Genomic DNA, 19912 nt, shown 5'->3' on the forward strand with positions numbered 1-19912 from the left:
GTGATTTTCCTTCTTTGGATGAGAACCGTGATGAACGACCACGACCGCGCACGAACCGATTCCCGCCGCCTGCGGCCGGCCCGACGGGCGCTGCTGTGCTGCGCCGTGCTGCTCAGCCTGGCCGCGCCGGCCGGTGCGATGGCCGCTGAAACCACCATGGTCAAGCTGATCAAGGGCCTGATTGCCAGCGGCGCATTGAAGCCCGAAGACGGCCAGGCATTGCTGCTGCAGGCCGAGGCAGAAGCCGCTGCCGCGCAGCGCGCGGTGGCCACCGGCGGTGCTGCCGCCAGTGGCGGTGTCGCCCTGGAAGCCGGCGACGTGCGTGTACCCTATGTGCCGCAGAGCGTGCGCGACGGCATCCGCGATGAAGTGCGCCAGGAGGTGATGGCGCAGGCGAAGTCCGAGGGCTGGGCGGCACCGAACGAAGTGGCCGAATGGACCAAGCGCATCAAGGTCACCGGTGACATGCGCGTGCGCAGCGAGTCGCGCTTCTTCTCCGAACGCAACAGCGACATCGTGAGCAACTGGTCGTCGATCAATTCCGGCAACGGTTTCGACACCAACACCAACACCAACCTGCAACTGCCACCGCTGCTCAATACCCGCCAGGACCGCCGCAACCTGTGGCGCATCCGCGCCCGCCTGGGCATCGAGGCGACCATCGGCCAGCACACATCCGCCGGCGTGCGGCTGGCCAGCGGCAGCAACAATGGCCCGGTGTCGACCACCGAACAGCTCGGTGGCGGCCTGAGCAAGAAGGACGTGTGGCTGGACCAGGCCTGGCTGGCCTACAGCCCGGCCGGCTGGGTGACGGTGCGCGGCGGTCGCTTCGGCAATCCGTTCTGGAGCAGCGACACGCTGTTCTCCAACGACCTGAACGTTGATGGCCTGGCCGCCAACCTGACGTACGACGTCGACGGCGGTGATCTCGGCCTGTTCGGCACTCTGGCCGTGGTACCGCTGGAGTACACCTCCGACAATGCGCCGAACCGCAACCAGGTGAAGACGCCCAACGAGAACAAGTGGCTCTCGGGCGCGCAGGTGGGCGTGAACTGGCGCTTCAGCGAGGGCAATGCCCTGCGCGCCGCGGTGGGCTACTACGATTTCAAGAACATCAGTGGCCGGCTGTCCTCGCCGTGCCTGCTGTATGCCGGCGCCGACGGTTGCGATACCGACTGGTCGCGGCCGGCGTTCATGCAGAAGGGCAACACGCTGATGCTGATCCGCGACATCGCGCGCAACCCGCTGGATCCGGCCAACACGCCCACCCCGCAGTACGTCGGCCTGGCCTCGGCATTCCGCCTGGCCACGCTGAACCTGCGCTGGGATACGCAGCTGGTGCAGGGCATCGGACTGCGCCTGGACGGCGACTACATCCGCAACCTTGCCTATGACAAGCAGGCGATGTTCAACCGCGCCAACAATGGCATCGTCAACAACTACGGTGCCGGCGGTGCGGCCAGCATCGACACCTTCCGCAGTGGCGATACCGCGTGGATGCTGCAGGCCACCTTCGGCGCCACCGACCTGAAGGAGAAGGGCCAGTGGCAGGCGCTGCTGGGCTACAAGCGCATCGAGGCCGATGCGCTGCCGGACGCCTACAACGACCCGAACTTCCACCTCGGCGGTACCAATGCCCGCGGCTACTACGTGGGTGGTGCCTACGCGCTGGATGCGCGCAGCTGGATCAGCGGCAAGTGGATGGCGGCCAAGGAAGTGTCCGGTGCGCCGTTGTCGATCGATGTCTTCCAGCTGGAGTTCAATACCGGCTTCTGAGTGGCGGCGTGATGCGGTTCACGGAGTGCGTGGCGGGGGCGCAGCGATGCGCCCGTCTAGGGAAAGGAGACCACGCGTTGCATATAAGGAGGAGTGGATGAGCCGTCGCAAGCTGTTCGAAAGTTCCGAACCGTCCAGCCAGATGCTGGGCATCGGGCCGGCCTATGTCTCGGTGGAGGGCCTGCGCCAGCACCTGGCGGAGTTCCTGCTGTATGCGGGACGGCCGGTGGTGATCATGCGCGGGCGCAGCGAAGTGGGCTACTTCCTGCCGGCGCGGTGCTGGCGCCAGCGCGACGATGACCCGCTGGCTGCGGCCGCCGCTGGCCAGCTGCTGGATGCGGCCGGCTTCCAGGCCGAGGACATCCAGCAGGTGGAGCAGGAATTCAACGCGATGCGCCAGCGCACCGTGCTGCATTCACGGCGCTGAGCCGTCCGTAGCGCCGAGCATGGGCTCGGCTCTACCGTAGATCCACGCCATGCGTGGATGGGGTTATGCTGCACCTCCACGCTCACTGGTGATGCGTGCGCCTTCGCGCATCACCAGCGTCACCGGCGTCTTTTCCACCACCTCCAGCAACCGTTGCCACTGCGCATCGCTCAGCTCGGCGCTGGAACGTAGTACGCGGTGCACATGGAAACTTCCATCCTCGTCACGGTCCGAGCGCAGCTCCGCATGGAACTCACCCAGTTCCCAGCCTTTTCGCTGCGCGTACATGCGCAGGGTGATGGCGGTGCAGGCCGCCAGCGAGGCCAGGTACAGGTCGAACGGCGCGAAGCCCTTGCCCTGGCCACCCAGCGAGGCGGGTTCATCGGCATCCACGTCGAAGCCGCCATTGCTGATGTGGTGCAGGTAGTTGTCGCCGGTCGAAACAATGCGTGCGTAGGCCATCACATTCTCCATCTGTCCATGGCGTCGAGCCGTGCTCGGCCAGCCCCACTATAGGGCCGGGCCATGCTCGACCAAACCCACTGTAGAGTCGAGCCATGCTCGACTGCTCCAAAAGGCGGCGCCAGCCAGTACCGGCGCCGCCACCCAATCACTCGGTACGATCGTACGAGAACTGGATGCCCGCCGTACCACCGGTTTCAATGAAGAGGCTCATGAAGGCCGGCACCGTTTCCGAACGGGCCCAGTCGCGCTGCAGCTCGCAGAACAGCTGCGGGACGCTGATCAGCTGGCCACCGGCCTGTTCGATGCGGCGCAGCGCCGCATCGTGCGCGGCCAGCGAGGTGCCGCCGACGGCGTCGACCACCACGTACACCTCATAGCCTTCCTTCAACGCATCCAGGGCCGGGAAAGTCAGGCACGCCTCGGTCCACAGCGCGGTCATGATCAACTTGCGGCGGCCGGTGGCCTCCACCGCGCTGCGGAACTCGACGTCTTCCCAGGCGTTGATGGTGGTGCGGTCGTAGGTCGGGTAGCCACCCAGCACCTTGCGCAGCTGCGGAATCGGCGGCTTGTTCAGGCCGGTCTTGACGTTCACCGTCGAATGCACGATCGGCAGGCCGTAAGCCACAGCGGCTTTGGCGGTGCCGACGATGTTGTTGACCAGCAGCTGGCGGTCCATCGAGGCGATGGAGTTCACCTGCACCGGCTGATAGTCGATGATGATGAAGGCGGAATTCTGCGGGGTCAGCAGATGATCGCTGGCCGGGTCGCGGATCGGTTCACTGGACATGCTGGGTCTCCTGTTCGGGGAAGTGCCGAGGATCGGCGGTCAACCGGGGCAGCTCAGCTGCGCTGAGAATCCAGCTGTTCGTGGTTCTTCTGCACGTCCTGTGCCTTCAGGTAGCTTTCGATCAGCAGCTGGTAGTTCGGGAAAATCCTGGTGTAGACCTCGGCCCACTGCTGGGCATCGTCGCGGTTCCAGGTGCGCTGGATCTCCGAGGCCACCGCGGCGGTGTCCATCGGCACCACGCCGGCCTGCACCACCCGGGCCAGGGTGATCTCTTCGGCCATCTTCGAGTAGGTGCCCGACGCGTCGATGACCGCGAACACCTGGTAACCATCGGCAACGGCGGCGATCGACGGGAACGCCATGCACACGCTGGTGATGGTGCCGGCAATGATCAGCTGCCTGCGGCCGGTGGCCTTCACCGCAGCGACGAACTCGGGATTGTCCCAGGCGTTGATCTCGCCCTTGCGCGCCACGTACTGGGCATGCGGGGCCGCGTCGTGGATCTCCGGGATCAGCGGGCCGTTCGGGCCCTGCGGGACAGAGGCGGTGGTGATCACCGGCATCTTCGCCAGCGTGGCCATCCTGGCCAGCGCAGTGGCGTGGGCGCGCACGCGGGTGAACGGCATGTCACCGATGGTCTGGAACAGGCCGCTCTGATGGTCGATCAGCAGCATCGCGGCATTGTCCGGATCGATCACCGGGCGGGCACCTTTGAAGTTGGCGGGGGTACTCATGGTCAGTCTCCTGGAGAAGGTGGGCGATGGCCCGGAAGGTGTGGCGGGCCAATGCCCGCCGCATTGAAACGATCAGTGCGCGATCTGGCCGAAGCGGCCGCTGTTGAAGTCGTTGACCGCCTGCGCGATCTCGGCCTGGCTGTTCATCACGAACGGGCCATAGCCCACCACCGGCTCGTCGATCGGTTCACCGCTGAGCAGCAGCACGGTGGCGTCGCTGTCGGCGTCGACGAACACGTCCTCGCCGCTGCGGTCGAAGGTGACCAGCTGTGCCTCGCCGACCGGCTGGCCGTCGTTGATCCGCACCGTGCCCTTCAGCACCACCAGCGCCAGCGTGCGGCCATCGGCCACCGGCAGTTCGGCGTGGTGGCCCTGCTGCAGGCGGATGTCCCAGACATCCATCGGCGTGTGCGTCCGGGCGGGGCCGGCGTGGCCGTCGAAGCGACCGGCGATGACCCGCACGCGGCCGGCGCCATCGGGCAGATCCACCGAGGGAATCTCTGCGTCGAGCAGGGTCTGGTAGCCCGGTGCACCCATCTTGTCCTGCGCCGGCAGGTTCACCCACAGCTGCACCATGTCCAGCGTGCCGCCGCGCCTGCTGAATTCCGGCGTGTGGAATTCCTCGTGGAGGATGCCGGAGGCCGCGGTCATCCACTGCACGTCACCCGGGCCGATGGTGCCGCCGGCGCCGGTCGAATCGCGATGCGCGACCTCGCCCTCGTACACGATGGTGACCGTCTCGAAACCACGGTGCGGATGCTGGCCGACACCACGCGGCGTATCGCTGGGCGCGAAGGTGTAGGGGCCGGCGTAGTCCAGCAGCAGGAACGGGCTGAGGTGCTGGCCGTGGGTGTTGTAGGAAAACATCGAGCGGGCGGGGAATCCGTCGCCCACCCAGTGCGGGCGGGGGGCACTGTAGGTACCGGTGACACGCTTCATGGCGATCTCCTGGCCGGGGCTGCCGGCCGCTGTTCTTCGTTGCGAAGACGATATCGCCGTGACAATTGGCCCAGTAGACGCCAATATTTGCCGTCATAGTCCTATCTGGTGAACAATGCTCGCAGGCCGTGGGCCGCAGGAGACCGCCCCGTGTTCATCGCAGATATCCGCCGTTGTGACCTCAACGATCTGTTCTACTTCGCCATGGTGGTCGAGCACGGCGGCTTCTCGCAGGCTGGGCGGGCGCTGGCCATGCCGAAGTCGAAACTGAGCCGGCGCATCGCGCTGCTGGAAGAACGGTTGGGCGTGCGCCTGATCCAGCGCTCGACCCGGCGTTTCTCGGTCACCGAAGTCGGCCAGGACTACTACCGCCATTGCAAGGCCATGCTGGTCGAGGCCGAAGCGGCCGAAGAAGCGATTGCGATGTCACGCGCCGAGCCGCGCGGCACCATCCGCCTGGCATGCCCGATCGCGATCCTGCATGCGCGCATCGGCACGATGCTGGCCGACTTCCTGGCCCTGTACCCGCAGGTGACGGTGCAGCTGGACGCCACCAACCGCCGCGTGGACGTGGTGGGCGAGGGTGTGGACGTGGCGATCCGGGTGCGGCCGCCGCCACTGGAGGACAGTGACCTGGTGGTACGCGTGCTGGCGCGCCGGGTCTGGTGCACCTGTGCCAGTCCGGCGCTGCTGCAGCGGCTGGGCACGCCGCAGGTGCCGGCCGATCTGGCGATGATGCCGACCGTCGATCTGGCATCGCCCAGCCAGCAGCATGCCTGGGAATACACCGGCCCGGACGATGTGCTGGCCAGCGTGCACCACCGCCCACGGCTGGTCAGCGATGACATGATCGCGCTGCGCACCGCCGCGGTGGCCGGGGTGGGCCTGCTGATGCTGCCGCGGATGATGATCAGCGACGAGCTGGCCCGTGGCGCACTGGTGCCGGTGCTGCCGGAGTGGGTGCCGAAGCATGGCATCGTGCACGCGGTGTTCCCGTCGCGACGCGGCCTGTTGCCAGCGGTGCGCGCGTTGATCGATTACCTCGCCGAGCGTTTCGAGGCGCTGGAGGAACCCTAGGTCTTCCATCCACACCATGCGTGGATGATGCCGGGGCCGTGGCTTGCCGCCTGCGGCCGTGCAGCCCACAATCCACGTCCGGACCGTCGCCATCACGCCCATCATTCCCCGGTCCGGCCTTGGCACCTATGTCTCCCAATGCCCTGGCGCTGGTCGAGCTGCTGATCCGCGAGCGCCGTGCGTTGTCCCGCTTCATCGCGCGCTACCTCGACCCCGCCAGTACCGAGGACACCCTGCAGAACCTGTACCTGAAGGCCAGCAGCGTGCCCGGTGATCCACCGATCCTGGAGCCGCGCGGTTATCTGTACCGGATGGCCTATCACCACGCGCTCAACCGCAGCCAGTCCGACGCCCGCGAGCGGCGTGCCATGGCCGAGTACGCCGTCGACATGGCCGGGGCCAGTCGCGATGGCGAGGCGCAGGCACTGGACCAGGCGCAGCTGCGCGAGATCACCCAGACCATCCTCGCCTTGCCGGCGCAGGTGCGCGAGTGCTTCGTGCTCAACCGTTACCTGGGCCTGAGCGAGCGCGAGATCGCCACCCGACTGGGAATCTCCAAGAGCCTGGTCGGCAAGCATGTGCTGCGCGCGGCGCTGCTGATCCAGCAACAACAGCAGGGAATGCGCCGATGAGCGGCGATTGCCGTGGGCAGATCGCGCCCGCCGTTGTCACAACTGGAAAGCGCACCCCTTCGTGGTGCGGCAGGCCACAACCATGACCACGTCCGAACCCTCGCCGCGTCAGGCCAGGCAGGCGTTGCGCTGGGTGATACGGTGCAGTGCAGGCCCGCTGCCGGAACGCCAGCAACGAGCCCTGCTGCGCTGGCTGCAGGCCGACCGCCGCCATGCGCTGGCCTGGCGCCAGCAGCAGGCTTTCTGGCAGCGGTTGGACGCTGCCGGGCCGGAGGTGCTGGCCGCGCTGCCAGAGGTGACCGCAGATCGGCAGGGGCTGCGTCTGATCGCACCGCGCCGCCGGCTGCCGTGGCTGCTGGCCAGCGCAGCGGTGGTGGTGCTGATGGTCGCGGCCGCGCCGCAGGCGCTGATGCTGGCGCGCAGTGACCTGCGCAGCAGTGATGCGCCGCGCGTGGTGCAGCTGGACGACGGCAGCACCGCGGTACTCGATGCCGGCACCGCGTTGGCGCTCGAGTTCGACGATCAGCAGCGGCGCGTGCGCCTGCTGCGCGGGCAGGCCTGGTTCCAGGTGGTGCATGAGCAGCGGCCGTTCCAGGTCGAGGCCGGCGGTGGCCAGATCCGTGATGTTGGCACCGCGTTCAGCGTGTCGATGCAGGGTGCCACGATCACCACCCAGGTCAGCGAGGGCGTGGTTGATGCACGCCCCGGCGACGGCAGCATGCAGCGCCTGCGTGCCGGGCAGGCGGGCGCGTTCCGTGACGGGCGTTGGCTGCAGCCGCTGCGGCAGGTCGACCCGGAGGCGATGGCGCCGTGGCGCCGTGGTGAGGTGGCCATCGACGATCTGCCCGCTGCACAGGCCATCACCGACCTCGGCCGCTACCGCCGTGCACCGGTCTGGGTGCTGGGCGGGCAGGGCGCCCGCGTGCGGGTCAGTGGCCTGTTCCATCTGCAGCAAGCGGACGCGGCCATCGACGCCGTGGCCGCGCAGGCGGGACTGCGCGTGCAGCGCTTGCCTGGTGGTGCGTTGCTGGTGTGGTGAAGGACCTGCGGAGCATGCATGAGCCGGCCGCATGAAAAAAATGAAAAAACCGTGGGCAGTCGTCGCACCCCGCTGTCTATAGAGGTATAGCCAGAGCGAAACAGCGTTTCTCCTCGAGCCAGACACACTGCCGGCATCGGATGTGCCGGTGGTCCCGCCCCGCTTGAGGAGTTCCTGTCCATGCCGTCCACGGCATCTGCCTGTCACCGTCGCGCCACTGTTCTGGCCCTGGCCATCTCCACCGCACTGCTGCCGATGGCCTGGGTGCCGAGCGCGCAGGCGCAACCGTCGGTTGTCGCGCCGTTGCGCACGTACGCCATTCCCGAACAGCCCTTGGCCGATGCGGTGCGTGCGTTCGGCCGCCAGGCCGATGCGCAGGTGGTGTTCCGCAGTGACCTGGTGGAGGGCCGTCGCTCCAGCGCGGTGAACGGCGAGTACAGCCAGATGCAGGCCCTGCAGCAGCTGCTGCGCGGCAGCGGCGTGCGCGCACAGCGCGGCCTGGACGGCACCTGGAACCTGCGTGCCGCAGCGGAGGCGGGTGAAGGGGAAGGGGCGCGGGTGACCGAGACACTGGACGTGGCCGGTCGCCTGACTTCGGAAGGGGGCGAGGCCCGCGATCGGCGCGGCTACGATGATGTGTTCGCGCTGGACATGACCACCGCGTATTCGGGGCGCGACCGGGTGGAGCGCTACCGCGGCTCCAATCCGGCCGACGTGGTCAAGGATCTGGTCGGTGTGTTCAGCGGCGATGCGCGCAACAGCGGCGCGCTGGACATCAACATCCGCGGCATCCAGGGGCCGGGGCGGGTGCCGGTCAGCATCGACGGTGGCGAGCAGGCGTTGACCGTGTGGCGTGGCTACAACGGCGTCAGCAACCGCAACTACATCGATCCCAACCTGATAGGTGGCATCCAGGTCATCAAGGGGCCAGGCCTGGTGCGCGACGTGCACAGCGGGATCGGTGGCGCGCTGGTGATCAAGACCATCGACGTCGATGACATCGTGGAAGCGGGTGAGCGCTTCGGCGGGGAGCTGAAGATCGAAGGCAGCAGCAATGCGGTGGCGCCACGCCTGCCGCGGCTGCATACCGGCGAGGACTACCGCACGGTGCCCAGGTTCCCGCAGGGCTCGCCCTCGGCACCGTATGCCGACAGCACGCTGCTGGTGCCGGTGAAGTCGCGCGGTTCTGAAACCCATGTGTTCGCCGGGGAAGACCAGGCCTGGCGCCTGGCGCTGGGCCTGCGTGGCGAACACGTGGACCTGATGGCCGCCTATGCCTGGCGCAAGCGCGGCAACTACTTTTCCGGAACCCGGGGCGCGGCGTACTACGACCAGGATCCGCGCGAGCAGTTCGAGTACAAGGGCCTGGACTACATCACCACGCTGGCGCGCTACTTCAAGCCCGGCGACGAAGTGCCCAACACCTCCAGCGAACAGGAATCGTGGCTGCTGAAGGCAACCTGGCAGATCAACGACGACCAGCAGCTGCGCGCCACCTGGCGGCGCACGCTCTCGCACTACGGCGAGATCATGCCATCGCGCATCCTGTCCGCGCCCGACTACGGCCGCATCCAGTGGCCGCTGAGCCGCGTCGATGCCGATGCCTGGAACCTGGAATACCACTGGCAGCCCGCCGGCAGCCGCTGGCTGGACCTGCGTGCCAACCTGTGGCGCACCGAAACCACCAGCGATACCTACACCGCCGGCGGCTTTCCCAACTTTGCCAGCAATCCCGACGCGAACCCCGGCAGCAGCCCGATCCTGCGCAATACCGCGCTGGCCAATGCTCGCAACGACCGCACCGGCCTGACCCTGAGCAACCGTTTCGCGGTGCATTCCACCCTGGACCTGACCGTGGGCGGCAACTGGCAGTTCGAGCAACTGCGCTCGGCAGACCCGTACTTCGGGGTCAGCGATGGCTGGCGCATGTACCCGCGCGCCGGGCGCCGCCAGGAAGGCGAGGGCTACCTGGTGCTGGACTGGCGGCCGGTGGATTTCCTGTCCCTGAGCGCCGGCGTGCGCTACGCGCGCTATTGGGCCTTCGATGATTTCCTGCAGGAACATCCCGAGCTGATGACCACCCCGGTGTTTCCCAAGGAAGCCCGCTACCGGGTCAACGAACTGCCCGAACGCCCGGCCAGCCTGCAGGGCGAGATCGACGCCATCGAGTCGCAGCGCGCGTTCTGGGACAGCATCGGCATGGGCTTCATCGTTGATGACCTGTTGAAGGGCCTGCTGAGCAGGTATGAGACGCCGGTGGCGGTGGAGCACGGCATTCCGTGGCTGCCGGATGCGGACGGCAACTACCGCCGTGCCAGCAATCCCTGCCTGAATGGCGAGGTGGCGGCCATTCCCGGGCTGTTGCCGGTACAGGGTGCGCAGATCCTGTGCAGCATCCAGAGCGGGCGGCCGCAGGCGGTGTCCGGGCGCAATGAGCGCAGGCGCGACCATGCCTGGCTGCCGACCTTCTCGGCCACCGCGCATTTCTCGCCTCACGCCCGCGCCTATGTCCGTTACAGCGAGGCGATGCGTTTCCCCAGCATGTTCGAGAGCACCATTGCGTTCTCCAGCAGCCTGAACCCGCTGTATCCGCTCAAGCCCGAGCATGCCTACAACTACGAAGTGGGCTATGTGCACGAGCTGTCGGGGCTGTTCGGCAACACCGCCGATGCCGACGTGAAGCTGGCCTACTACGTGCACAGGACACGCAACGTGATCGAGCGCGACGGCAATTTCCTGTTCGACAACCTGGACAAGCAGCGCATCCGCGGCGTGGAGCTGCAGGCGCGGTTCGACAACCGCCGCGTCTTCACCGACCTGGGCATCAGCCGCACGCTGGAAAACAAGGTGTGCGACGAAAGCATGGCGGTGCAGCTCGATGCGCTGGCCGGCAAGGTGCCCAACTGCGTGCAGGACGGCTTCGTCAGTGGCTACCTGCTGACCCAGGCCATTCCAAGGTTGTCGGTGAACGCGTCGCTGGGCACCCGGCTGTTCAATGAGCGCCTGGAGCTGGGCAGCCGCATCGTGCATTACCAGCGCCACCAGAACCCGGACCTGCAAGCCTATCGTGACCGCCTGTACGCCGGCAGTGGTGGCCTGGTCTGGCAGAACGTGCCGTTCACCTGGGGAAACATCACCACCGTCGATGCCTACGCGCGCTGGCGCTTCAATGACCACGCCAGCGTCGAGCTGGTCGGCATCAACCTCGGCAACCGCTACTACGTCGACCCGGCCACGCGCTCCACGCTGCCGGCGCCGGGGCGCACGCTGAAGCTCGGTGTCACTGCGCGCTTCTGATCACCTGTTCTGTTGTTGTACCCGTCGTTCCCTCAACCCAAGGAGTAGTTCCATGAAGATGATCTCCCGTTCCGTACTGGCCATGGCCGCCACCTTCGCCCTGGCCGGTGCCGCCCAGGCCGCCGACATCGTCGGTGTGGCCAGCCCGGCCACCGATGCGCAGCTGTACGTCAAGGTCGGTGCTTCCGAAGTCAACGGCGGCCCGCACAGTGCAGGCAAGGCCGGCATCGGTGTCGGCACCGTCTCCAACGGCAAGCCGGTCGATTTCCAGGGCCTGGCCGCGTACTCGGCGCCCACCACCGTGGGCAACGTGACCGTGCGTACGCTGGCCATGCCGATCACCGGCACGCCGGGCAACCATGCCGGCATGGGCCACTTCAACTTCGTCAAGGTGGGCAGTGGCGATGTGTGGTTCGGTGAATGGTCCAAGGATGGCGCCGCGGGTGGCTTCAACAACCACCAGGTGTACTTCGCTGGCGACCGCACTGGCACCACGCTGCCCAGCGGCACCGCCACCTACGCGGTGGCCGGCCTGAACAGGTTCAACGGCAGCAACCTGCTCAGCGGTACCTTCGCCGCGAACTTCGCTACCGGCAAGCTGACCGGCGGCCTGACCGGTGCTGGCCAGACCCTGGCGATCAGCGCCAACATCAACAGCGCCGATGCGTCCTTCGCCGGCACCGCCGTGGCCAACGGTTCGGTCACCGGCAACAGCCAGGGCCAGTTCTTCGGCGCCAACGCTGCCACCCTGGCCGGTATCGCTACGTTCGCCGGCAACAGCCAGTACGACACCGCCTTCGGCGGCACCAAGAACTGATTGCCACGCCCCTGACGGGGCAGGGCAGGGACAAGCCGCGATCCGCCAGTCCCTGCTTCGGCCCGCTGCATGCACCGCCACGGATCGACCATGCGCCCCCCCATTTTCCTTGTGATCCTGCTGCTGGTTGCCACCGACGTGCGCGCCCAGCAGGACGATCTGCGCCGCGTGCTCGAACAGGGCAGCGAACTGCGCCACCAGCAGCAGGACCAGCAGCGCCTGCAACAGGCCGAATCGCAACGGCCGACGCTCACCATCGATGGCCAGACCGTGCGGGTGGAGCGCACCGTCGATGATCTCGGCCAGGCGCTGTACCTGTCGTTGCAGCACCAGCAGTGGCCGGCCGCTGCGGCGTTCCTGGCTGAATACATCGAGCTTCCGGGGCACGATCCGCTGCTGCGCCACTATGCGCAGGGTGCGCTGGCGCGCGCGGCCGGTGACCATTCGCGCGCCGCACAGGAGCACGAAGCGCTGCTGGCAGCGCAGCCGGACTTCCTGCCGGCCCGCCTTGAACTGGCGCGTGTCTATGCCGAAGACCAGCGCGACCGCGAGGCGGTGGCATTGTTCGGTGCAATCAAGGCCGGTATCGACAGCAACGATCCGGCCACCGCGGGTGTGCGCGCACGCGTGGACAGCTATCTTGATGCGTTGCAGGCACGCAGGCGCTGGAAGGGTGCGGTCGCCGCCGGGCCTGCATGGAGCGACAACATCAACCGCAGTTCGGCCAGCCGCACCTGCCTGTTCGGTGTCGGCGACACCTGCCTGATCGAACGCACGCTGCCCGGAGCGCAGCGCGCCATCGGCCTGGACTACGACGCCAACCTGGAACGGCGCTGGGCGTTGGCCGGCCATCATGGGCTGTACGTGCGTGGGCTGGCGCTCGGCCAGGCCTGGCGTGGCTACAGCGCATACAACGAGCTCAACGCCAGCGTGCAGGCCGGCTACAGCTGGCGCAGTGCACGGCACACCCTGCAGCTGGCGCCGAGCTATGACTACCAGGCGCTGGGCAGCCACGCCCTGCAGGGCGGCAGTGGCATGCACGGCGAATGGCAGTACGCGCTGGACGCGCGCAGTCTGCTCAAGCTGGAGGCCGACTGGAAGCGCCAGCGCTACCGGCGGCCGGGCCTGGCCGACAACTACGATGGCGAACTGGCGGCGCTGTATGCCACCTGGTTCCGCGCGCTCAACCCGCGCTGGACCCTGTTCGCGGGCGTGGACCTGACCGGCAGCAGCGCTGCCGACCCGGCCAACGGCCACCGCCAGCGCGGCCTGCGGCTGGGCGCGGCCCGGCAGTGGCCCGGCACCACGGCCACGGTGTTCGTGTCGCTGCGCCACCGCGACTACGGCGCCTGGAGCGCGTTGCTGGAGGCGCGCAGGCGGGATGACGAGCAGAACCTGATCGCCATCGTCCGCAGCGAGCGCCTGGCCGTGGCCGGGCTGGTGCCCAGCCTGAGCCTGCGCTATGCGCGCATCGACAGCAACGTCGGCTGGCTGTACAGCCACGATCGCAGCCTGTTCAGCCTGAAATGGGAACGGGCCTTCTGAACGCACTGCTGCAATGCCGGGGTGAACGGATCGCGGTCGCAGTCTTCATCGATCATCACGCGCTCTTGTAGCCCGGTTCGCGCATCCTGCGGGCGTTGCGGCAGAACTGGGCCGCGTGCATCGAATCGAGGAGCGCCGGTCGTGCTGGAAGCGGGCAATAAACCAGAAGGCCTGAAAGGGCTGCGTGTACTGGTGGCGGAGGATGAATTCGCCATCGCGATGTTCCTGGTCGATTATCTGGAGTTGAAAGGGGCACAGGTGGTGGGGCCCGCTGGTGACCTGCAGGCGCTGGGACAGCTGGTCGATACCCATCCCATCGATGTGGCATTGCTGGACATCAACCTGGGCGGTGAGCAGGTCTATCCGCTGGCCGACCGGCTGACCGAGGCGGGGACGCCCTTCCTGCTGACCTCCGGTTACGACGACAACCTGCCCAGCCGCTTCGTCGGCGTGCCGCGCTGTACCAAGCCCTATCACATCGAAGCCCTGGTGCAGCAGCTGGCCGGGCTGGTGGCGACGCCGCAGGTCTCTGCGGGCATCGCCTGATTGCGCGGTATGTCGCGCCGTCCTGAAGGCATCCATGCCACCGGGGTGCGTGGCGCAATGCCGCCTGCACCGCACCCGCATGCGCGCCACGATGGCATGGCGGCGCGCATTGCCCACCATGACTGGGCATCCACCCCTCTGGGAGCGTTTGAACGATGGCCGCCGCACCTGCGCGCCACCGTCGACCTGATGCTGGCCCACGGCTTCCCGATGATCGTGCTGTGGGGCGAGCAGCTGGTGCAGCTGTACAACGATGGCTATGCCGAGATCCTGGCCGACAAGCATCCCGGCGGGCTCGGCCAGCCGACCCGTGAGTGCTGGCCTGAGGTGTGGCATATCAACGGGCCGATCTACCAGCGTGTGTGGCAGGGCGAAACCCTCACTTACGAAGACAAACTCTATCCGTTGGCGCGCCGCGGGCGGCTGGAAGATGTCTGGTTCACCATTACCTACAGCCCGATCCGCGGCGACGAGGGGCGCATCAGCGGCGTGCTGGTGACCATGTTCGAGACGACAGCGGCGCACGTGGCCCAATCGGCACGCGAACGCGAGGAGCAGAAGCGTCGCGAGGCGGACCGTCGCCTGGCATTGGCCTTCAAGGTGCTGCCGGTGGGCGTCTGCATTGTCGACGCCGAGGGGCGCCTGCAGCTGTCCAACGACCAGATGCGTACCTACCTTCCTACCGGCAAGGTGCCCTCCACGGATCAGCCCAACCAGGACCGCTGGCAGGGGTGGCACCCCGACGGCTCGCGCATTGAACCCAGGGATTTCGCCATCGCCAGGGCCTTGCGGGGGGAGACGGTGGTGCCGGGGCTGGAGTTCCAGTTCATCCATGACGACGGGCGCGCCCGCTGGACCCGCGTGGCCGCCGCGCCGTTGCGCGATGCAGACGGCGAGGTGACGGGGGTATTTGCCATCGCCGTGGATATCGACGACCTCAAGCGTGCCACCGAGCGTCAATCGGTGCTGCTGGCCGAGTTGCAGCACCGCGTGCGCAACATCATGTCGACCATCCATGCCATTGCCTGGCGTACCCGCGAGTCGGTCGGCAGCGTGGATGAGTATGCTGAACGGCTGTGCGGGCGGCTGATGTCGCTGGCGCGTACGCAGAGCCTGCTGACCCGTGGCGCCAACGCCGGGGTCTGCCTGCGTGGCATGCTCGACGAGGAGATCGCGGCACAGGCGCCGGCGGCAGCCCCCTACCGCCTGCAGGGTGAGGACGTGCTGCTGCCGCCCAAGGCGGCCGAAGTACTGTCCCTGGCGATCCATGAGCTGGCCACCAACGCGCTCCGGCATGGCGCACTGACCCATGAAGACGGCCGGATCGAAGTGACCTGGGACCTGCAGGTCCAGGACGGGCAGCCCTGGCTGGGCCTGCACTGGTGCGAGCGCCACGCCGAGGTCGAGGGCTGGCAGCTGCCCCGGCAGCGTGGCCTTGGCCGGGCGCTGATCGAGCAGCGCGTGCCGTACGAGCTGGCTGGCAGCGGCGAGCTGCGCTTTGGCCCACAGGGGCTGGATGCCTGGATCCGCTTCCCGCTGCGCGAGCGCGACAGTCTGCTGCAGACCGACGCCCCGGGCACCGCGCCGCCTGGGTAAAACGGGATTTATCTCCAATTTGGCCAAATTGGGTATAGTGGTGCTCATCCATCCTGCCTGGAGCCGTGCCATGACCCTGCCGCTGGACCTGCCTGGCCTGGAAAAGGCCCCTGCCTCGTCGGTGAAGACCCGGGGCTGGCCGAGCCTGATGCGCACTGTGCGCGAGAAGCAGGCGCTGGTCATCACCAACCACAATCACCCCGAAGCGGTGATCGTGGATATCCGCACCTATCAGGAGCTGCTGGCCAAGGCTGCTGGCGGCGATGCCGATGAGCGCAGCGAGGAACTGCTGCGCCTGCGCAGCGAGTTCGACCAGACCCTGGCCGGGCTGCAGCGCGGGGAAGGGCTGGGCAAGGTACTGGGCCAGCCGATCCGGCGCGGCCGCAAAGTCACCCTCGGCCGTCCGCTCTGATCGATGGGACGCATCCTGGCGCTGGCCGGCGTCAATGGCGCCGGCAAGAGTTCGCTGCTGGGCACCTGGCTGGACGCCGAAGGGCTGGGCTGGTTCAACCCGGATTCCTTCACCCGCCGCCTGGTCGACGCCGGCTGGCCGCTGCCGGAGGCCAACGCCGAGGCCTGGCAGGAAGGCACCCGCCGCCTGCGCCAGGCCATGGCCGAGGGCACCGACTTCGCCTTCGAGACCACGTTGGGGGGCAACACCATCCCGCGCCTGCTGCGCGAGGCCTGCGACCACCACCACGTGGCCATCTGGTTCTGTGGCCTGGCCAACGTCGAGCTGCATATCGCCCGCGTTGCCGCGCGGGTCGCCGCCGGTGGCCATGACATTCCAGTGGAGAAGATCCACGCGCGCTTCGATTCGGCGCGCGCGAACCTGCTGGAACTGCTGCCGCACCTGGCCGAGCTGCATGTCTACGACAACAGCGCCGCGGCCGATGCGCACGGCGGCGCGGTACCGCTGCCGGTACTGGCCATGGCCGCAGGCGAACTGCAGTACCCCATTGCGGTCACCGACCTGCTGCACACACCGGGCTGGGCCAAGCCGATCGTGATGCGTGCGATGGAATTGAACAGCCCGCGCGATTGAGGGCGCGTACGTTGTGGAGCCGCGCCTGGGCTCGGCTGATTCCCCGAACAGCAGCCGAGCGCGGGCCCGGCTCTACAACGCCGGCTTCACCGGCTCGGGTCCGGAAGCCTCCGGCAGCGGGGGCAAGGTCGGGTCCACCGTCACCGGCGCATCGCTCTTCAACAGCGCAGCCGCTTCCCTTTCGCTGCCGACCGCCGGCGGTGAACCGCGCAGCGGCAGGCCGGCGGTCTCCTTCACGAACAGCATGGTCACCAGGCCGATCACCGCCGCGCCCATCAGGTAATAGGCCGGCACCAGCGGGTCGCCGGTACGCTCCACCAACCACGCGGTCACCAGCGGCGTGGTACCACCGAACAGCGACACCGACACATTGAAGGCGATCGACAGCGCGCTGTAGCGCACCGGGGTGTAGAACAACGCCGGCAGCGTGGACGGCATCGAGCTGGTGAAGCACACCAGCGCCAGCCCCAGCAGCATCAGGCCGAGGAAGATCAGCCCGTCATTGCCGCTGCCGACCAGCAGCAGGCACGGAATGGCCAGCACCAGCAGCGCGATGCACGCACCGATGATCATCGGGCGGCGGCCCAGCCGGTCACTGAACAACCCGCCCACGATGTTCAGCGGCATCATCACCAGCATCACGATGATGATCAGCAGCAGGCCCTTGCTCTCGGCATAGCCCATGGTGACGCTGAGGTAGCTGGGCATGTAGGTCAGCAGCATGTAATCGGTCACGTTGAACACCAGCACCAGGCCCATGCACACCAGCAGCTGGCGGCCATGCACCTGGAACAGCGCGCCCAGCCCCGGCCGCTCGTGCTCACGCTTCTCGGCTTCTTCGGCGAAGGCGCGGAATGCCGGGGTTTCCTCCAGCTTCATGCGCATGTACAGGCCGAGCAGGCCCAGCGGGCCGGCCACCAGGAACGGAATGCGCCAGCCCCAGTCCAGCATCTGCGCGCTGCTCAGCAGCATGTGCAGCGCGGTGACGGTACCGGCGCCGGCGATGTAGCCGCCCAGCGTGCCGAACTCCAGCCAGCTGCCCATCAGGCCGCGGTTGCGGTCGGTGGAATACTCGGCGATGAAGGTGGCCGCGCCGCCGTACTCGCCGCCGGTGGAGAAGCCCTGAAGAACGCGCGCCAGCAGCAACAGCACCGGCGCCCAGATGCCGATGCGCTCATAGGCGGGAATCAGGCCGATCGAAAAGGTACCCAGCGCCATCAGGATCATGGTGAATGCCAGCACCTTCTGGCGGCCGTAGCGATCACCCAGTGGGCCGAACACCAGGCCGCCCAGCGGCCGCACCAGGAACGCCACGGTGAAGGTGGCGAACGCAGCGATCACCTGCGCGGTGGGGTTGCTGGACGGGAAGAACACCTGTCCGATGGTGACGGCCAGATAGCCGTAGACACCGAAGTCGAACCACTCCATGGCATTGCCGAGTGCAGCGGCGCCGACGGCGCGCTTGAGCATGGGCTTGTCGACGACGGTGATCTCATCGACCTTCAGGTGGCGGCGGCGCTTGAACCAGCCGAAATGGGCATGTGCATCGGGGGTGTCCTGCATGGGGGCTCCCTTGTAGGCAGAAGAGGGGAAATGAGCGGTGAGGTAGGTCCCGGAAATCGGAAACGGCGATGCAGGCGCAGGTGGCGCAGGGGCATCGGGGGCAGAGGGAATGTGCGCACGCACGGCGCCACGCGCACGACAACGCACCGCCGTAACGGTGGACATGCGGAAACAGAGCGCCGCAGCCGCGCAATCAGCGGCCAGCGGTCACATCAGCGTGGGAATGCAGGCAGAGCGTCTGCGGGCGTCATCCGCCAGGATCCAGCGCGAGGCGGTGGAACGGCAGGGCGGGAGCCATCGTGGCAAGCGAAGCGCCGGTCGGCAGTGCTTCCCACGTAACAGGTGCGCCCGTCACGTAGTGGGTCGTGTCGATCATTCCTTCATCTTAACGGCAACGGCGTGAGCGTGCAGCGAAGCGGGCTGATCTGCACGCTCTGTTCCACGCTGCCTGTTCAGATGCCTCAGGCCGATTTGGCCATCAACCCGAACACGGTGCAGGCCATGGCCAGTGCGCCGGGAAGCGCCAGCCGGCGCGTGACCAGTGCCGCGCCGATCATCGTCAGTACGGAGAACATGATGGCCAATGCGAACAGCGGTTGGCCCAGCAGGAACTGATGGATGCAGCCGGCGATCGCCAGGCTGGTAGCAAAGCAGACGTGGAACAGTGAGCCAGCGTACACAGAGGTTCCTCGCGATGATGGAGGCCATAGCGGCAGGCATGCGGACAAATTTAGCGCTGATTGCAGATTGCGATGACGGGATCACATCCTGTGCGCGCGCTGGTGACATCGGCGTGCATAAGGTGGAGCGCACACCCACTTTTCGGATTGATGGAGGATGCAATGGCGCGGATGATTCCCGAAGGAACCCTGATCGTGGTTGCCGACGGTGGTTCGGCACGGGTGTTCACCAACGTGGGCAGCAACCACCAGTTGACCTTGAAGCAGGAAGGCGAACTGCGCCTGCAGGACATCAGCGAACAGGGTGTATCCGGGCAGGGGCCTGCGGGTGCAGTGCCGAAGGATATGTCGGTCTCGCAGCTCAATGAGGCCACGTTCGCCAAGCAGGTGGCGGAACAGCTCAATGAGGATGCGTTGAAGAACCGCTATGCACATCTGGTGTTGATCGCGGATCCGACCACGCTGGGTCGCATCCGCCCGCTGCTGCACAAGGAAACCCAGGCCCGCCTGCTGGGCGATATTGCCAAGGACCTGACCAACGCACCGCTGGCGGACATCCAGAAGGCGCTGGCGGCGTAGCGCGGATGCCTTTCATGCGCGATCACCTGTCGGCGGAGCCCGACCGCTCGGATGTGGAGGCGCAGGTCGGCTGGCAGCTCCTCGAGTTCGGTGCACCCTGGTGTGGCCATTGCCAGGCCGCGCAGCCCGCCTTGCAGGCCTTTGTCGAAGCGAACGATCTGCCGCACTGGAAGATCGAGGATGGCAAGGGAAGGCCATTGGGGCGAGCGTTCAAGGTAAAGCTGTGGCCGACGGTGGTGCTGCTGCACGATGGAGAAGAGGTTGCGCGGGTGGTAAGGCCGCTGGATCGTGCGGATCTGACGTCGTTGCAGACCGCGCTTCCCGATTGAAGATTGAACTGGGCATGGGAAGCCGGGCAGTCGCACTGC

20 protein-coding genes are annotated in these 19912 nt (G+C 67.1%); 14 read left to right on the forward strand and 6 right to left on the reverse strand.

Annotated elements, in window-relative coordinates:
• The first annotated feature begins 30 nt into the window (after positions 1-30).
• Positions 31-1776: a putative porin gene (locus ARC23_RS04155; protein WP_057496064.1), complete on the forward strand. Its 1746-nt coding sequence runs from the start codon at positions 31-33 to the stop codon at positions 1774-1776.
• 97 nt (positions 1777-1873) lie between these two features.
• Complete coding sequence (locus ARC23_RS04160; RefSeq protein ID WP_057496065.1) at positions 1874-2203, forward strand: hypothetical protein; 330 nt, start codon at positions 1874-1876, stop codon at positions 2201-2203.
• Positions 2204-2266: 63 nt separating this feature from the next.
• Here ARC23_RS04160 and ARC23_RS04165 read toward each other — a convergent pair whose 3' ends face one another.
• From ARC23_RS04165 to ARC23_RS04180, 4 genes are all read right to left on the reverse strand, one after another.
• A complete protein-coding gene (locus tag ARC23_RS04165) occupies positions 2267-2665 on the reverse strand; it encodes an OsmC family protein (RefSeq protein WP_057496066.1) in 399 nt (132 codons plus the stop codon).
• Between the two features lie 148 nt (positions 2666-2813).
• Positions 2814-3455, reverse strand: coding sequence for a hydrolase (locus tag ARC23_RS04170; RefSeq protein ID WP_057496067.1), 642 nt, complete (start codon positions 3453-3455; stop codon positions 2814-2816).
• Between the two features lie 53 nt (positions 3456-3508).
• Entirely contained in the window at positions 3509-4189 is a 681-nt protein-coding gene (locus ARC23_RS04175) for a hydrolase (RefSeq protein ID WP_057496068.1), read from the reverse strand.
• A 72-nt stretch (positions 4190-4261) separates the two neighbouring features.
• Positions 4262-5128 carry a pirin family protein gene (locus ARC23_RS04180; protein WP_057496069.1) on the reverse strand — a complete coding sequence of 289 codons (867 nt, stop codon included), beginning with the start codon at positions 5126-5128 and terminating at the stop codon, positions 4262-4264.
• Positions 5129-5278: 150 nt separating this feature from the next.
• Here ARC23_RS04180 and ARC23_RS04185 point away from each other — a divergent pair, with 150 nt between their 5' ends.
• The 10 genes from ARC23_RS04185 (at position 5279) to ARC23_RS04230 (ending at position 16722) form a co-directional block, all read left to right on the forward strand.
• Complete coding sequence (locus ARC23_RS04185) at positions 5279-6205, forward strand: LysR family transcriptional regulator (protein WP_057496070.1); 927 nt, start codon at positions 5279-5281, stop codon at positions 6203-6205.
• Between the two features lie 128 nt (positions 6206-6333).
• Positions 6334-6837 (forward strand): RNA polymerase sigma factor, encoded by a 504-nt coding sequence (locus ARC23_RS04190; protein ID WP_057496071.1) that lies wholly within the window; start codon positions 6334-6336, stop codon positions 6835-6837.
• A gap of 82 nt (positions 6838-6919) precedes the next feature.
• On the forward strand, positions 6920-7876 hold the full coding sequence (locus tag ARC23_RS04195; protein WP_057496072.1) for a FecR family protein: 957 nt from the start codon (positions 6920-6922) through the stop codon (positions 7874-7876).
• Positions 7877-8056: 180 nt separating this feature from the next.
• Positions 8057-11173 (forward strand): TonB-dependent receptor, encoded by a 3117-nt coding sequence (locus ARC23_RS04200; RefSeq protein WP_057496073.1) that lies wholly within the window; start codon positions 8057-8059, stop codon positions 11171-11173.
• 52 nt (positions 11174-11225) lie between these two features.
• A complete protein-coding gene (locus ARC23_RS04205) occupies positions 11226-11990 on the forward strand; it encodes a Slam-dependent surface lipoprotein (protein WP_057496074.1) in 765 nt (254 codons plus the stop codon).
• A gap of 90 nt (positions 11991-12080) precedes the next feature.
• On the forward strand, positions 12081-13535 hold the full coding sequence (locus ARC23_RS04210; protein ID WP_057496075.1) for a surface lipoprotein assembly modifier: 1455 nt from the start codon (positions 12081-12083) through the stop codon (positions 13533-13535).
• A 141-nt stretch (positions 13536-13676) separates the two neighbouring features.
• Complete coding sequence (locus ARC23_RS04215; protein ID WP_057496076.1) at positions 13677-14081, forward strand: response regulator; 405 nt, start codon at positions 13677-13679, stop codon at positions 14079-14081.
• Positions 14082-14090: 9 nt separating this feature from the next.
• Complete coding sequence (locus tag ARC23_RS04220; RefSeq protein WP_057496077.1) at positions 14091-15677, forward strand: sensor histidine kinase; 1587 nt, start codon at positions 14091-14093, stop codon at positions 15675-15677.
• 70 nt (positions 15678-15747) lie between these two features.
• Positions 15748-16089 carry a type II toxin-antitoxin system prevent-host-death family antitoxin gene (locus ARC23_RS04225; RefSeq protein WP_057496078.1) on the forward strand — a complete coding sequence of 114 codons (342 nt, stop codon included), beginning with the start codon at positions 15748-15750 and terminating at the stop codon, positions 16087-16089.
• A 3-nt stretch (positions 16090-16092) separates the two neighbouring features.
• Entirely contained in the window at positions 16093-16722 is a 630-nt protein-coding gene (locus tag ARC23_RS04230) for a hypothetical protein (RefSeq protein ID WP_057496079.1), read from the forward strand.
• 72 nt (positions 16723-16794) lie between these two features.
• Here the strand turns inward: ARC23_RS04230 and proP are convergent, their stop codons facing one another.
• The gene (proP, locus tag ARC23_RS04235; RefSeq protein ID WP_057496080.1) at positions 16795-18285 is read right to left on the reverse strand and encodes a glycine betaine/L-proline transporter ProP; all 1491 of its coding nucleotides are present in this window, start codon (positions 18283-18285) and stop codon (positions 16795-16797) included.
• Positions 18286-18746: 461 nt separating this feature from the next.
• Positions 18747-18965, reverse strand: a complete 219-nt coding sequence (locus ARC23_RS04240; RefSeq protein WP_057496081.1) for a hypothetical protein — start codon at positions 18963-18965, stop codon at positions 18747-18749.
• Between the two features lie 162 nt (positions 18966-19127).
• Between ARC23_RS04240 and ARC23_RS04245 the strand changes: the two genes are divergently transcribed.
• Complete coding sequence (locus ARC23_RS04245; protein WP_057496082.1) at positions 19128-19544, forward strand: baeRF12 domain-containing protein; 417 nt, start codon at positions 19128-19130, stop codon at positions 19542-19544.
• 5 nt (positions 19545-19549) lie between these two features.
• Positions 19550-19873: a thioredoxin family protein gene (locus ARC23_RS04250; protein WP_057496083.1), complete on the forward strand. Its 324-nt coding sequence runs from the start codon at positions 19550-19552 to the stop codon at positions 19871-19873.
• Positions 19874-19912: the final 39 nt, after the last annotated feature.

Source organism: Stenotrophomonas beteli (assembly GCF_001431665.1).
GTDB lineage: Bacteria > Pseudomonadota > Gammaproteobacteria > Xanthomonadales > Xanthomonadaceae > Stenotrophomonas > Stenotrophomonas beteli.